Annotated in this window: 15 protein-coding genes; 9 read left to right on the top strand and 6 right to left on the bottom strand. The window is 64.6% G+C overall.

What is annotated here, in order from left to right; genetic code table 11:
- Positions 1–55: 55 nt before the first annotated feature.
- Together MO486_RS15475 and MO486_RS15470 are read left to right on the top strand one after the other, a co-directional pair.
- Entirely contained in the window at positions 56–2233 is a 2178-nt protein-coding gene (locus tag MO486_RS15475; protein WP_242909948.1) for a M1 family metallopeptidase, read from the top strand.
- A complete protein-coding gene (locus tag MO486_RS15470) occupies positions 2230–3201 on the top strand; it encodes a hypothetical protein (RefSeq protein ID WP_242909946.1) in 972 nt (323 codons plus the stop codon). The genes MO486_RS15475 and MO486_RS15470 overlap by 4 nt, the downstream gene beginning before the upstream one ends.
- Before the next feature lie 120 nt (positions 3202–3321).
- Here MO486_RS15470 and MO486_RS15465 read toward each other — a convergent pair whose 3' ends face one another.
- On the bottom strand, positions 3322–5154 hold the full coding sequence (locus MO486_RS15465) for a DEAD/DEAH box helicase (RefSeq protein WP_345779220.1): 1833 nt from the start codon (positions 5152–5154) through the stop codon (positions 3322–3324).
- A gap of 135 nt (positions 5155–5289) precedes the next feature.
- Here MO486_RS15465 and MO486_RS15460 point away from each other — a divergent pair, with 135 nt between their 5' ends.
- From MO486_RS15460 to MO486_RS15450, 3 genes are all read left to right on the top strand, one after another.
- On the top strand, positions 5290–5802 hold the full coding sequence (locus MO486_RS15460) for a sigma-70 family RNA polymerase sigma factor (RefSeq protein ID WP_242909944.1): 513 nt from the start codon (positions 5290–5292) through the stop codon (positions 5800–5802).
- A gap of 19 nt (positions 5803–5821) precedes the next feature.
- Complete coding sequence (locus MO486_RS15455) at positions 5822–6490, top strand: serine/threonine protein kinase (RefSeq protein WP_242909942.1); 669 nt, start codon at positions 5822–5824, stop codon at positions 6488–6490.
- A gap of 78 nt (positions 6491–6568) precedes the next feature.
- Positions 6569–6787, top strand: coding sequence for an RNA-binding S4 domain-containing protein (locus tag MO486_RS15450; protein ID WP_242909935.1), 219 nt, complete (start codon positions 6569–6571; stop codon positions 6785–6787).
- On the opposite strand, the gene MO486_RS15445 is transcribed toward MO486_RS15450, so the two are convergent.
- Positions 6784–7842: a hypothetical protein gene (locus tag MO486_RS15445; RefSeq protein WP_242909933.1), complete on the bottom strand. Its 1059-nt coding sequence runs from the start codon at positions 7840–7842 to the stop codon at positions 6784–6786. The genes MO486_RS15450 and MO486_RS15445 overlap by 4 nt on opposite strands.
- 195 nt (positions 7843–8037) lie before the next feature.
- Between MO486_RS15445 and MO486_RS15440 the strand changes: the two genes are divergently transcribed.
- Positions 8038–8442, top strand: a complete 405-nt coding sequence (locus MO486_RS15440; RefSeq protein ID WP_242909930.1) for a nuclear transport factor 2 family protein — start codon at positions 8038–8040, stop codon at positions 8440–8442.
- Here the strand turns inward: MO486_RS15440 and MO486_RS15435 are convergent, their stop codons facing one another.
- Positions 8443–9078: a LysE family translocator gene (locus MO486_RS15435; protein ID WP_242909928.1), complete on the bottom strand. Its 636-nt coding sequence runs from the start codon at positions 9076–9078 to the stop codon at positions 8443–8445.
- Between the two features lie 4 nt (positions 9079–9082).
- Positions 9083–9682 carry a hypothetical protein gene (locus tag MO486_RS15430; RefSeq protein WP_242909926.1) on the bottom strand — a complete coding sequence of 200 codons (600 nt, stop codon included), beginning with the start codon at positions 9680–9682 and terminating at the stop codon, positions 9083–9085.
- A gap of 82 nt (positions 9683–9764) precedes the next feature.
- On the opposite strand from MO486_RS15430, the gene MO486_RS15425 reads away from it, so the two are divergent.
- Entirely contained in the window at positions 9765–10715 is a 951-nt protein-coding gene (locus MO486_RS15425; protein WP_242909924.1) for a YafY family protein, read from the top strand.
- A 6-nt stretch (positions 10716–10721) separates the two neighbouring features.
- Here the strand turns inward: MO486_RS15425 and MO486_RS15420 are convergent, their stop codons facing one another.
- On the bottom strand, positions 10722–11417 hold the full coding sequence (locus MO486_RS15420) for a glutathione binding-like protein (RefSeq protein WP_242909878.1): 696 nt from the start codon (positions 11415–11417) through the stop codon (positions 10722–10724).
- Between the two features lie 52 nt (positions 11418–11469).
- Here MO486_RS15420 and MO486_RS15415 point away from each other — a divergent pair, with 52 nt between their 5' ends.
- A complete protein-coding gene (locus MO486_RS15415; protein WP_242909877.1) occupies positions 11470–12033 on the top strand; it encodes a LemA family protein in 564 nt (187 codons plus the stop codon).
- A complete protein-coding gene (locus tag MO486_RS15410; RefSeq protein WP_242909868.1) occupies positions 12030–13766 on the top strand; it encodes a DUF2207 domain-containing protein in 1737 nt (578 codons plus the stop codon). Before MO486_RS15415 ends, MO486_RS15410 begins: the two co-directional genes overlap by 4 nt.
- A 1-nt stretch (position 13767) precedes the next feature.
- On the opposite strand, the gene MO486_RS15405 is transcribed toward MO486_RS15410, so the two are convergent.
- Entirely contained in the window at positions 13768–14211 is a 444-nt protein-coding gene (locus MO486_RS15405; RefSeq protein ID WP_242909866.1) for a nuclear transport factor 2 family protein, read from the bottom strand.

Below are 14211 nucleotides of genomic sequence, written 5' to 3'. Positions count from 1 at the left end.
TCTCGTGACGGCCAAGGCAGGCTGCGGATTCGTTCAGGGGGAGAACTTGTCACGCATGACTACGATTGCTCAAGGAAGACTGGTCCAGTGGGGCCTGGCTTGCGTACTTGGCGCCTGCGCCATGGCCGCGACGGCGGCGACGCCGCCTGATGGAATTCCCTTCGCTTCGCCGCAAGCGGCTGCAGTCAGCGTCCCCAGTGCGCCGAATGCCTGGGGCGGTGCGCGCACCGGCAGCGAAGCGACATTGTCCGACCGTGTCGTCGCTTATCGCATCCATGCCACGCTCGATCCGGTCAAGCACACGGTGACCGGCAAGCAGCAGCTGACCTGGCGCAATCGCAGTGATCGCCCGGTCAGCGTGGTCTACCTGCATCTCTATCTCAATGCCTTCGAAGGCCCGGGCAGCACTTTCAACACCGAGCAGCGCGAACTGAAGTTCGGTTTCCGCAGTGAAGTGAAGACAAAAGAGGGCGAATGGGGTTACACCCGGCTGCAGCGCGTCGAACAAGGCGGCGCGACGGTGAAGTGGCGCTATGTGCATCCCGATGGCGGCCCGGCCACCGACCGCACCGTGGTACGGCTGGATCTGCCGCAATCCGTTGCACCCGGCGCCAGCACCACGCTCGACATCGATTTCTTCGACCAGTTGCCGCGCGTGAGTGCGCGTACTGGTTACTTCGGCACCTTCCATCTGATTGCGCAGTGGTTCCCGAAGATCGGCGTGCTCGAATTGCCAGGCGAGCGCGGTGCCACTGCGCCGCGATGGAACGTGCACGAGTTCCATCTGCACAGTGAGTTCTATGCCGACTTCGGCGAATACGACGTCACGCTGACCGTTCCGAAGGGCTACACCGTCGGCGCCACGGGTGAGGAACAAGGCGCTCCGGCCGAAAAGAACGGCATGGTCAGCCACCGTTTCGTGCAGGGCGACGTGCACGACTTCGCCTGGACGGCCGACAAGCGCTACGCCAAGCCGCTCGATGGCGTCTATCACGGCGCCAACGGTCCGGTGAAAGTGCGCGTGTTGTACCCAGCCGAATACGCATCGAACGCGCAGCCGGTATTGCAGGCTACGCTCGATTCGCTGAAGTACTTCTCCGAGACGCTCGGCGCCTACCCCTACCGGACGGTGACCGCGGTAATCCCGCCATTCCGCGCTGACGAAGCCGGGGGCATGGAGTACCCGACCTTCTTCACCGCTGCCAGCTACAAGGACGTCACGCCGGGCACGCTGGACCGCTACTCCCTCGACTTCGTGACCATCCATGAGTTCGGCCACGGTTACTTCTACGGCCTGCTCGCTTCCAACGAGTTCGAGGAGCCAATGCTGGACGAGGGCATGAATCAGTATTGGAACCAGCGCATGCTGCGCGAGCGCAAGCAGGACATCGACGCGAGCACTTGGTGGATGCGCAAGCTCGGCATCCACGTCGGGATGAACAGCTTCGAATCCGAACGCATGGGCGCCATGCTCGGAGAGCCCGCCGATCCGCTCGGCGAGAATTCCTGGCACCGGCTCTCGAGCACCAGCTATTTCACCGTCTACTCGCGCACCGCGAGCACCATGCACGACCTCGAAGCGCAACTGGGCAAGGAAGCGATCGAGCGTGCGTTCAAGCTCTACTACGCGCGGTGGAAATTCCGCCATCCCAGCATTGCCGATCTGCGCGAGGCGCTGATCGAGGCCAGCGGCCGGCGCGAGGTGGTCGAACGCGTGTTCGCGCAGCAGGTTTATGGCGTGAACAAGGTCGACGACCGCATCGTCGAAATCAAGAGCACGGAGATCCTGCCGCAGCCTGGCAGCGTGGAGTTCAAGGGCAAGCGTGTCGAGCTGACCAGCACGTTGCTCGACAAGGCAATCGAGAATGTGCGCGAGCGCTGGAAGAAGGCGCATCCGAAGGCGAAGCCGGAGGAAGGTGCGTTCCCGTATCGCACACATGTCACCGTGCGTCGCAGCGGCGTTGCGCTGCCGCAGACGCTGCGGGTGAAGTTCGCCGACGGCACTAGCCAGACCCTACGCTGGGACGACCAGCGCCGCTGGGCGCGCTTTGCGTTCACCACGCGCAGCAAGGCGGTTTCTGCGGAAATCGACCCGGAGCGTCGTGTGTTCCTCGACCGTGACAAGGTCGATAACAGCCGCACCGTGGAATCGAACGGCGCCGCCTCGCGCCGCTGGGGCAGCGACTTCGCTGCGCTGCTGCAGTCCCTCTATTCGCTGCTGGTGACCCTATGAACGCTCCCAGGAAACGTGGTGGCCTGCGGGCCGTGATGGCCGGCTTGGGCGCAGCGGCGCAATGGCGTCTGTTGCTGTTGTGGGCGATCGGCCTGTTGCTGCCGACTGCAATCGTGGCCCTGCCGGTCTGGCGTGCGCTCACCGGGCAGTTCGACTTTTCCGTGCACGTCAATGAAATCGCTGCGCGCCTGGACATGTCCATGATGCTCGAAGTGCTCTCGACGCTGATGAAGGGCAGTGGCGAACTGATCACCGGCGCCAGTATCGCCGGCACGTTGCTCGCATTGCTGCTCGCGCCATGGCTAAGCGGCATGGCGGTGGCTTCGATCCGCGCCGGCCACCGACTCGGTTTCGGCGAGCTGCTACAGGGTGGCCTGCGCGAATACGGTCGCATGCTGCGCATGTCGATCTGGGCGATATTGCCGCTGGGCATCGCCCTGGCCATTGGCAGCGGCGCGATGGCACTTGCCGACAGCACGACCGAGCACGCCATCCTCGAAGCAGCGGTGGACAACGCGAATCGCATCGCGCTCGTCGCGCTTATAGTGCTGTTCGTGCTCGCGCATGCCGGCGTCGAAGCGGGACGCGGCGTACTCGCGGCCGACCCCGCACTGCGTTCGGTGTTGCGTGCGTGGTGGCGCGGCAACAAGCTGTTGCTACGACGGCCGCTGGCGACACTGATCGTGTATCTCGGCACTGCGCTGGTCGGTTATGGGCTGGCGCTGGTGCTGGGCGTGTTGCGCACGCAGGTGAACGCTGCGGGCTGGCTTGGCTTCCTCGGGGCGTTCGTGCTCACGCAGTTGGTAGTTGCGGCGATCGCCTGGGGCCGCAATGCAAGGCTGTATGCGATGGCGGACCTGGCGCGCCACGAGCAGCTGCGTCGCGATGCACGGCATGCGCACGCAGCGAATGCGCGGCATGTGCATGCGGTGCACACGCCTGATCTCGCGAACGCTGCAGCGGGCTGACACCGCGGTTGTTGCTATTGCACTTGTGGGAGCGACGTGAGTCGCGAGCTTTTAGTACTTGCAACGCAAGCTCGCGACTCACGTCGCTCCCACAAGATCCCCATCACATCAAAGAACGGCTCAGTACTTGGGTTTCGATGGCCGCGGCTTGGCCGCGTTCGAACCTTTGCGATGCGGTCTAGGACCCGGGCGGAAGCCCGGCTCCGGCGCTTCGCCTTCCTCGCCGAGTTTGTGCAACCGCAACGGTTGGCCGGCCACCCTCACCTTCTTCAGGTGCATCAGCAACTCGCGCGGCATGCCTTCTGGCAGGTCGAGGATCGAGTGGTCGTCATGGATGTCGATGCGGCCGATGTACTTGCTTTCGAGGTCGGCTTCGTTGGCGATCGCGCCGACGATGTTGCCGGGCTTGACCCCATGCATGTGACCGACCTCGATGCGGTAGGTCTCCATGCCCGTCTCGGGCGCGCCACGCGGACCGATGTCCTTGCGTGGTGCACGTTCCGGGCGCGGCGCCCGTTCGGGGCGTTCGTCATGCGTCGGACGCGGCGCACGTTCCGTGCGCGCGGGACGCTCGAAAGTTTCGCGTGGTTCCGGCTTGCGATCCGGCGCCAGTAGCAGCGGCGTCCTGCCTTGCAGCATTTTTGCCAGCGCCGCGGCGATGTCAGTCGCCGGCACGTCGTGTTCCTGCTGGTAGCGCTGGATCAGGTCGCGATACAGGCCGAAATCGCCGGACTCGCCGTCGTCCGCGGCTAGCGTGTCACTGATGCGGCTGAGGAATTTCGATACGCGCACATCGTTGACCGCCTCGACGCTCGGCAGTTTCATTTCCTCGATCGGCTGCCTTGTGGCACGTTCGATCGCGCGCAACATGCCTTTCTCGCGCGGGGTCACGAACAGGATCGCTTCGCCACTGCGCCCGGCGCGACCAGTGCGTCCAATGCGATGCACGTAGCTTTCGGTGTCGTAGGGAATGTCGTAGTTCAGCACGTGGCTGATGCGCTCCACGTCGAGGCCGCGCGCGGCGACATCGGTGGCAACCAGCACGTCGAGCTGGCCGTCCTTGAGCTGCTGGATCATGCGCTCGCGTTGCTTTTGCTCGATGTCGCCGTTGATCGCGCCGGCGGCGAGCCCGCGCGCGCGCAGTTTCTCAGCCAGTTCATCGGTCGACGCCTTGGTGCGCGTGAACACGATCATCGCTTCGTACGGTTCGGCCTCGAGGATGCGGGTCAACGCATCGAGCTTGTGCAGCCCGCTGACGAACCAGTAGCGCTGGCGGATGTTGGTCGCCGTGGTGGTCTTGGACGCGATCGCGACTTCCACCGGATTGCGCAGGTAGGTCTGCGCGATACGCTTGATCTGCGACGGCATCGTCGCCGAGAACAACGCGACGCGACGCGATTCAGGGGTCTTCTTCAGCACCGCTTCGACGTCGTCGATGAAGCCCATGCGCAGCATCTCGTCGGCTTCGTCGAGGACCATCCAGGTCAGCTGCGACAGGTCGAGCGAACCGCGTTCGAGATGATCGATGACTCGTCCCGGCGTGCCGACCACGACGTGCACACCGCGCTTCAACGCGCTCAGCTGCGGCTGATAGCTCTGGCCACCGTAGATTGGCAGTACGTGGAAGCCGGGGACCTTCGCGGCGTAGCGCTGGAACGCCTCAGCGACCTGGATCGCCAGTTCGCGGGTCGGCGCCAGCACCAACGCCTGCGGTTTGGTCTTGCCGACATCGATATTGGACAGGATCGGCAGTGCGAACGCTGCGGTCTTGCCGGTGCCGGTCTGCGCCTGGCCGAGCACGTCGCGGCCGGCCAGCAGCGCGGGGATGGTCGCGGCCTGGATCGGCGATGGCGACTCGTACCCGACCTCGGTCACGGCGGCCATGACCTGCGCGGACAGGCCGAGATCGGCGAAACGAAGGGATGGGGCGGACTCGCCAGTGGGGGTGGTCATGGGCGCTCCGGCCTCGCAGGGGCCGCATATTGTGCGCTTTCCGCCGTTTTGCTGCCGACAAGGCCCATGGCGTGAGGATTTCCGCCCTCGTGCGAATCATGGTTCCGAGGCGCAACAATCGCGCAGGGGACCAGGATGGAACACGCCACCACAATGACCACGGACGCTCGGCAACAGTTCGGCGAACTGCTGGAACGCCATCGCAAGATCGTGTTCAAGGTTGCCAATACCTATGCACGGCATCCCGACGATCGCGCCGACCTTGCGCAGGAAATCGCCGCGCAACTGTGGCGGGCGTTCCACGGCTATGACCCGTCGCGGTCGTTCTCGACCTGGATGTATCGCGTTGCACTGAACGTGGCGATTTCGTTCATGCGCAGCGACAGTCAACGGCAACAGCATGCCGTGCCGCTGGACGAGGACCTGCACGATATCGCCGGCGCAGGGCCCGAGCACGAGGCAGACCAGCAGATCCGCGCGCTGAACCGCTTCATCAGACAACTCGACCCGCTCAACCGCGCCCTGCTGCTGCTCTATCTCGAAGAACGCAGCGCGCGCGAGATCGGCGACATCCTCGGCATCAGCGAAAGCAACGTGACCACCAAGATCGGCCGCCTCAAACAACGCATCCGTAACGACATCGCCTGACGGCACACCCGGAACCCACATGGACACCATCATGGAACTCGACGACCTGAAACAAGCCTGGCAGACGCTGGACAAGCGGCTTGAACAACAGAACGCGCTCAACCTGCTGCTGTTCAAGGACAAAAAGCTCGAGAAGGCACGCTCCAGCCTGCGCCCGCTGTTCTGGGGCCAGGTGCTGCAAGTGCTGCTGGGAGTCGGACTGATCGCGCTCGGCGTCGCCTGCTGGACGCGCAACACCGGCATTCCCGGACTGCTGGCGTCGGGCATCCTCGTCCATGCCTTCGGCGTGATCACCGCCACGGCGGCCGGGATCACGCTTGGTCTGATGGCGACGATCGATTACTCCGCGCCGGTGCTGAAAATCCAGAAGCAGTTCGCCCTGCTGAAGCAGTTCTACACGCTCAACGGCATCGTCTGCGGTCTGCCGTGGTGGATCATGTGGGTGCTCGTCGTCGTGGCTTTCGCCGGACTTGGCAACCATCCGCCGCAAGTCGTCACGCCGTTGTGGATCTGGCTAAGCGTGGGCATCGGCGCGGCCGGACTGTTGGCGACCTGGGGCTTCTATCTCTGGGCGCAGAACCCCCGCCGGCCAGAACTGGCCAAGCGCATGCGGGATGCGGCCATCGGCGCCAGCCTGCGCAAGGCGCAAGCGCTGCTCGACGAAGTGCAAAGCTTCGAGCGGGAATGACATCGCGCTTGCACCGAGTGCTTGTATTAAAGTCGCGCCACTGCGAGGCTGGCGCGACTTTTTCCATGCGCAACCACCATGCAACGACTCGAATTCGAACTCGACCGTGAGTTCGTCGAACTCAACCAACTGCTGAAGCTGGTCGGCCTGTGCGACAGCGGCGGCGCGGGCAAGGCGTTGGTTGCCAGCGGTGCGGTACGAGTCGATGGCCTCGTCGAGTTGCGCAAGACCTGCAAGATCCGCGCGGGGCAGGTCGTTTCGTTGGATGACGTCGAAGTTCGCGTGGTGGCGGCTTAACGCTTGCTACTGTCCTTCGCCGGCACGGCAGCCGCCACCTGGTAATCCGCAAGTGGGCTTTCCGCCTTGCACTTCTTGTCCGGGAATCCAAAGCGCGGCAGCAACGCGAAGCCGCAAGCGTCCCCTGCCTCATCCCGTTGCGTGCATTCGCGGTCGAACGCGCGCGCAAACGCATCCTTGCGGCGGACAAAATCCTCGCCGCACTTGCGCGCCAGCCGGATCCGTTCCAGGTCATCCTGCACGGCATTCGCGCCATTCAGGCCATAGGCATCGAGTTCGACCTCAGTGAGCAACCGCAGACCGCGGTTTGGCACCGTCATCATCAGATCGGCGACCGCGACAGCCGCGCCGTTGCGCTGGAGGTAGTCCTCCATCTGCGTGTGCACGTCGCGCAACTCGCGGCTCAGTTCCGCGCGCGATGTGGCGGCGGACTGGATGCGGATGATGCGGTGGATACCGACGCGGCCTTCGATCTGTCGATCGTCGCCGGCTGCGAGAATCAGCACGCAGGCACTGTGACAGGCCGCGTTCGCACGCACGCGGATCGTCCAGTTCGATTCGGCGATGACATCGCCGGCACGGATCGCGTCTTCGACCTGGCCACCACTGGAATCGATGTCGAGGATGCGCCTGGGGATGCCCATGCGCGTGGACATATTGGCGACGCGCTCGATCAGGGTGGTGAGGTCACCGGCGATGCGGCCTTTGTAGCGCAGGCGTATCACTCCGTTCTCGCGGCACGGGAACATCGCATCGGAGACGTTGAAGTATTCGAGATCGGTCAGCGCCACGCCCCCGTCGTCGATGGTCCTATCAACCGGCGGCTCGATATCGCAACTGATCGTGGCCGAACCCGACGTCACCTCTGCCGACGGCCAATACGTCGTCTTGCGGATGTCGACTTTGCGTTTCGGCGGTGGCGTCGGCGCCGACACCGCGCCGAAATCGCCCTCGCTGGCACTGGTCTGCACCACGGCCGCTGGCTTTTCGGCAGGTTCCTGCGCATTGCAGGCGACCAGAAACAACGTAAATAGAAAAACTCGCAACGCGTGCATCAGACCCTGGACTCCGCGCCTCATCGATGGCGCGCTGCCTAGTCTAGGCAAAACTTGCCGGGACCGACGCAATGGCAGGTGAATACGCCGGCATGGGGCTTGCCTGACCTGACCCTGTCCGAAAATGGCGAGCCGGTCACGGATGGGACCTAGCCTCCGCTCGCAGTTCGACTCGTGTCCCTCTGGAGCCCGCACATGCCCGCTTCCCTGTCGTCCATCGTCCCGAATCCCTCGCACCATTCCGAGGTCAAGCTCTACCGGCTCAACGCCGAGTATGTCGACGCTTTCCTGACATCGGACACCGACTGGTTCGACCGTCATCTCGCGACCGATTTCCGCTGCATCCTGCCAAGCGGCGAGATCATCGACCGCGCCGCGTTCCTGGCCAGCTCGGCGCAACCGGTCGCGATGGCGACCTTCACCGTGGAAGACGTAAGCGTCCAGTTCGAAGGCGACACCGCCATCGTCCAGGCACGCACGGTCTATACCCGGCGTGACGGCAGCAGCGGGCAGAGTCGCTATACCGATGTCTGGGTCGGGCGCGACGGCCGCTGGCAGACGCTCACTGCGCAGATCACTGCGGTCGCATCCGGGTCGTGATCACAGCATGCGCCAGCCCTGGAAGGCCGTGACCACCGCGGCCGCGACCAGCACTGCGCCGACGCCGCGATTGAGTGCAAGGCCCGCAGCCGGCCGCGACTGCAACCAGCCACGCGCCTGCCCCGCAAGCAACGCCAGCGTGCCGTACACGCCGATCTGCGTCGCTGCGATGATCAGGCCCAGCACCGTCGCCTGCTTCCACAGTGGCCCGTATTCCACGCGCAGGAACTGCGGGAACACGGCGAGCATGAACATGTAGGCCTTGGGATTGAGCAGGTTGGTGAGCGCCGCCTGCCGGAACGTCGCCCAGTGCGTGCGCCGCGCGGTGTCCTGCACCGCGCCGAAGCCTTCCCGGCTGTGCAGCAGCGACCAGCCGATCCACGCCACGTACAGCGCACCGAGCAGCAACACCGCGTTGAATGCCGATGGCACCACCTTGAGCAACACGCCGATGCCGAGTGCGCCGGCAATGACATGGCAGATCCCTGCAGCGACCAGTCCGGCAACTGCGACCAGGCCGTGACTGCGCCCACTGACCATCGAGCTGGCCAGCACGAAGGCCATGTCCAGCCCGGGCAGGATCACCACGGCGAACACCAGCGCGAAGAACAGCCAGAGTTGTGCCGCATAGTCCATCTGGTTACTCCTTCGACGCCGAGCGCGTGCGGCTGTAATCCATGATCCAGTTGATCTCCCAGGTCTTGCCGCCATCCGCGGAAAACGCCTGTTCCCAGCGTGCTGCAGTCGCGGTGATGTGCGACCAGGTGTAGCGCGTGATGATCGGCTTGCCTTCGTGCTGGTCCGGGCCTTCGAACACGCCGACGCCATCCTTGAAGATTCCCAGCAGCGGCGGTGTCATCGCACCGAGGCGGTACCAGTACGCCCGCCACTGCCCCGTCGCCGGGTCATAGACCTGGAGCGCGAGGCCGAGGAAATCGGGGCGCCCTTCGATCCAGTAATCGTCGGCGACGCCGAACCCGCTGGGCAGCAGCACCCCGTCGTGGACCGAATCGAATTCCACCCATTCATCCGAGCCCGACAACGGTTTCGCCAGGCGCCGACTGTGCGCGTACCAGCGGCCGACCAGGAAATCAAAGTCGTGGTGTCCGTCGCGAGGTTGGCTGGCGCGCATGGTCGTGGTTCCGGTTGGGGTCATGGCGAAGGCGGTCGTCAGCGGCAGCGTGGCCAGGGTCAGTCCGCACAGCAGGCAGAGGGACATCAATGTCCGCGATCGGTACATGGCGCATCCTCGGGTGGCGTTGCGCGCAGGCTGGGGCATAAATAGGTCAGTAATCGCCCTGTTTCGGATTTAGACTGCGGCCATGTACCACCCGACCACCCGCGTCCTCACGGTGCTGGAACTGCTGCAGACCCACGGCCGCATGAGTGGTGCGGAACTGGCGCGGCGGTTGCAGGTGGACGGGCGCACGTTGCGCCGCTACATCGCGCGGCTCGAAGACATCGGCGTGCCGATCACCGCCGACCGCGGCCGCCATGGCGCCTACTCGCTCGTCGCCGGCTTCAAGCTGCCGCCGATGATGTTCACCGACGATGAGGCGCTCGCGTTGTCGGTGGGCCTGCTCGCGGCGCGCAGCCTCGGCCTCGCCGAAGCGCAACCGGCGGTGGCCAGTGCACAGGCCAAGCTGGAACGGGTAATGCCGGCGACGTTGAAACGGCGCGTGCGCGCGGTCGACGAAACGGTGACGCTGGATCTCACCCGCGCCGCACCTGCCGGCGACAACACCGCGCTGGTCGCGTTGAGCGCTACCGCACAGGCGCAGCAACGCGTGCACCTGCGCTATCGCTCGGCGCAGGGCGAGGACAGCGAACGCGCATTCGATCCCTATGGCCTGGCCTATCGTGGCGGCCGCTGGTACGTGGTCGGGCATTGCCACTTGCGACTTGGGCTGCGTTCGTTCCGGCTCGATCGCGTGACATCCGTGCAGCCGTTGCCGGCGAGCTTCGCGCGGCCGGAAGGATTCGACGCGCTCGGCCACCTCACCTTCTCCGTCGCGACGCTGCCACGCACGCACGCAGTCGAAGTGTTGCTCGATACCGACCTCGCCAGCGCGCGCAGCGCGCTGTTCGAGGCGATCGGCACCTTCGAACAGACCGATGCCGGCGTGTTGCTGCATGGACGGACCGACGACCTCGACTGGTTCGCGCGCGAACTGGCGCGATTGCCGTTTGCGTTTTCGATCCGCCAACCGACTGCGCTGCGTACGGCGCTCAAGGCGCGCGCGCAGCGCCTGCTGGAAAACGCGAAGGCTTGAACCGCTTCAGCGCGTCGCCGCGGCCTGTCCGAACAACACCCGGCGCTGCTCGTCCGAGATCTGCGCGCCGCGCCGATAGGTGTCGGTCACGCCTTCATACGCGCGGATCGTGGCCGGCCGCACCGCGATGGCCTCGAACCAACGGCGCAGATGCGGGAAATCGTCGAGATCCTGGCCGTGCGCGGCATGCGGCACGATCCACGGATAGCAGGCGATGTCGGCGATCGAATATTCGCCGGCGATGAAATCGCGATCGGCCAAGCGTTTGTCGAGTACCCCGTACAGCCGATTCGTTTCCTTGGTGTAGCGCTCGATCGCGTATGGCACCACGGCAGGCGCGTAGACGTTGAAGTGGCCGATCTGCCCGGCCATCGGCCCCAGCCCCGACATCTGCCAGAACAGCCATTGCACGACTTCCGCACGACCGCGCAGGTCGGCAGGCAGGAAGAGCCCCGTCTTCTCGGCGAGGTAGAGCAGGATCGCGCCGGATTCGAACATCGACAGCGGCGCACCGCCATCGGCCGGCGCGTGGTCGACGATCGCCGGGATCTTGTTGTTGGGAGAGATCGCGAGGTATTCCGGTTTGAACTGTTCGCCCTTGCCGATGTTCACGCGCACGACCCGGTGCGGGAGCCCTGTTTCTTCCATGAACAAGCGGAGTTTCAGACCGTTCGGTGTGCCGGCGTAGTAGAGATCGATCATGGGGCGCTCGGGTCGGGGGCGACGGGTAATATGGCAAAACTTTCGTATGGGGATGGCGACAGTGACAACACTACTGGCGTTACTCATCGTTGCAGCCGTGACCGCGTGGGCGGTATTCGCCTTCAACCGCCTGGTACGCCTGCGCAACCAGGCGCGAACCGCCTGGGCCGATATCGATGTGCAGCTGATGCGTCGCCACGACCTGGTGCCGCAACTGGTCACTGCCGTGGGCGCCTATGCCGGCCATGAGCGCGCGACCCTGGAAGCGGTCACTGCCTTGCGCTCACAGGCGGTGGCGCTGAAGAGTCCGGCGAAACTGGGCGAAGTCGAATCGGCGCTGGAACAGGCGCTCGGTCGCCTGTTCGCACTGAAGGAAGCCTATCCCGACCTCAAGGCCAACGAGAACTTCACGCAACTGCAGCGCGACCTGGTCGAAGTCGAGAACCAACTGCAATACGCACGCCGCTTCTACAACGGCGCTGTGCGCGACTACAACACCGCGATCCAGCGCGTGCCTGACGTCGTCGTCGCGCGCAGTTTCGCATTCCGCGAAGCGGAGTTCTTCCAGACCGGCGAAGAAGAACGCGCGGCTGTCGGCGTGGAGCTGACGCCATGAGCATCGTTTTCAAGAGCCGCATCGGACTGGCACTGCTGTCGTTGCTGCTGGCCACACCACTGCTGGCGCAGGAACGCATCACGTCCTACGACAGCGAGATCGACGTCCGTACCGACGGCAGCATCGACGTCACCGAACGCATCACCGTCCACGCCGAAGGCAGTTCGATCCGGCGCGGCATCTATCGTGATTTCCCTACCCGCTACAAGGATCGCTACGGCAACCGCGTCGTGGTCGATTTCGAAGTACTTGACGTAAAACGCAACGGCCGCACCGAGCCGTGGTTCACCGAGCGCCAGTCCAACGGTGTGCGCATCAACACCGGCAACGACGATTTCCTGCCGGTGCCGGCCGATTACACCTATACCCTGCGCTATCGCACCACGCGCCAGCTCGGCTTCTTCGGCGACCACGACGAGCTCTATTGGAATGCGATCGGGACCGGCTGGGACTTCCCGATCGAAAGCGCCAGCGTCGAGGCCCGCCTGCCGCAGGCGGTGCCGGTCGATCAACTGCATGCCGAAGGCTATACCGGCTACCAGGGCGCGCAGGAACAGGGATATCGCGCTGAAATACCCGCGCCGGGCGTGGCCCGCTGGCAACTGACCCAGCCGTTGTCGCCGCAGCAGGGCTTCACCGTTGTCCTGACATTTCCAAAAGGGTTGGTCACCGCACCCACCCGCGCACAACGCATCCTCTGGTTCCTCAAGGACAACCGTGGCGTCCTGGTCGCATGGCTCGGCCTGATCGGGCTCCTGGTGTATTGCGTACGTCGCTGGAAAGACGTCGGTCGCGATCCCCGTCCCGGCATCATCATTGCGCGCTACGACCCGCCCTCCGGCCACTCCCCTGCCGGCCTGCGCTACATGCGGCGGATGCGTTACGACAACCGCTGCTTCTCCTCCGACCTGCTCGCACTGGCCGTCGATGGCCAGGTGCGCATCCATCGCGACGATGGCTTCCTCAAGGACAAGTGGCGGCTTGAGCGCTTGGAGGGCGTCAAGATGGCGGGCGCTACCGACACCCAGCGCGCCCTGCTCGAACGCCTGTTCGCCAGTGGCCCGATGCTGGAACTGAAGAACACCAACGCATCCACCATGCAGGGCGCGCAACAGGCGCACACCAAGGTGCTCGACCAGCGCTTCCAGCCCGACCTGTTCAACCGTCACGGCAAGAGCATCGCCGTCGCCTTTGCGATCGCCGCGGGCAGCATCGGGCTCGGCTTCCTCATCGGCATGGGCACCGGCGTTCCCGCCCTCGTGGCGACTGCGGTGCTGATGGTCCTGATCCTGGTGGCCTTCGCCATCCTGGTGAAGGCACCGACACCCGCGGGACGCAAACTGCTTGACGAGATCGAAGGCCTGAAGCTTTACCTCAGCGTGGCCGAGCGCGAAGAACTCGCGCGCATGCCCGGCCCGGACGCACCGCCCGTTCTCGATGCCAAGCGCTACGAACACCTGCTGCCCTACGCGGTGGCCCTGGATGTCGAGGACGCGTGGACGAAGAAATTCACGCTGGCCGTAGGTGCCGCAGCCGCTGCAGCAACCACGGCGGCGATCAGCTGGTATCGCGGCGGACAGATGTCCGACCTCGGTAGTTTCACCAACTCGATCGGCAGCGCCTTGAGTTCGCAGATCGCGTCGTCGTCGACGCCGCCCGGAAGCTCATCGGGCTCGGGTGGCGGCGGCTCGTCCGGTGGTGGCGGCGGTGGCGGCGGTGGTGGCGGCCGCTAGTTCATTTCTTCGCCAACCGGCTGGCGTGGCTTGCAGCGAGTTTCCATTGCCCATCGCGATACACCCAGGTATCGGTGAACTGGAAATCGGCTTCGAACGCCTCGCCACCCGACTGGCCTTTCACAGTAGTGATGCCGGTGACGATGGCGGCATCGCCATACAGGCGCAGCTTCTGGTCGTGGTTGCGGAACACTTCGTAGGACGGATCGCGCTTTTCGACTTCCGCGATGTTCTGCGCACGATCGGTGACCACGCCGTTCGAACTGGTGAGGATGAAATGTTCGTCCAGTGATCGACGAAGATAATCGGCGTCGCCGGTCTCGAAGGCATGGCAGAGCGCTTTCTCCACGCTCAGGATTTCACGTTCGTCCTGCGCGGCGTCGCGCGCCATCGCAGGCGTCGTGGCGACGGCAAGCATTACGGCGAGCAACCACTGGATAGGCAT

The sequence above is a fragment of the Lysobacter sp. CFH 32150 genome (genome assembly GCF_022758295.1).
In the GTDB taxonomy this organism is placed as follows: domain Bacteria; phylum Pseudomonadota; class Gammaproteobacteria; order Xanthomonadales; family Xanthomonadaceae; genus CFH-32150.
Note: the sequence above shows the minus strand (reverse complement) of the source record. Positions and strands in the feature narration are given on the sequence as shown.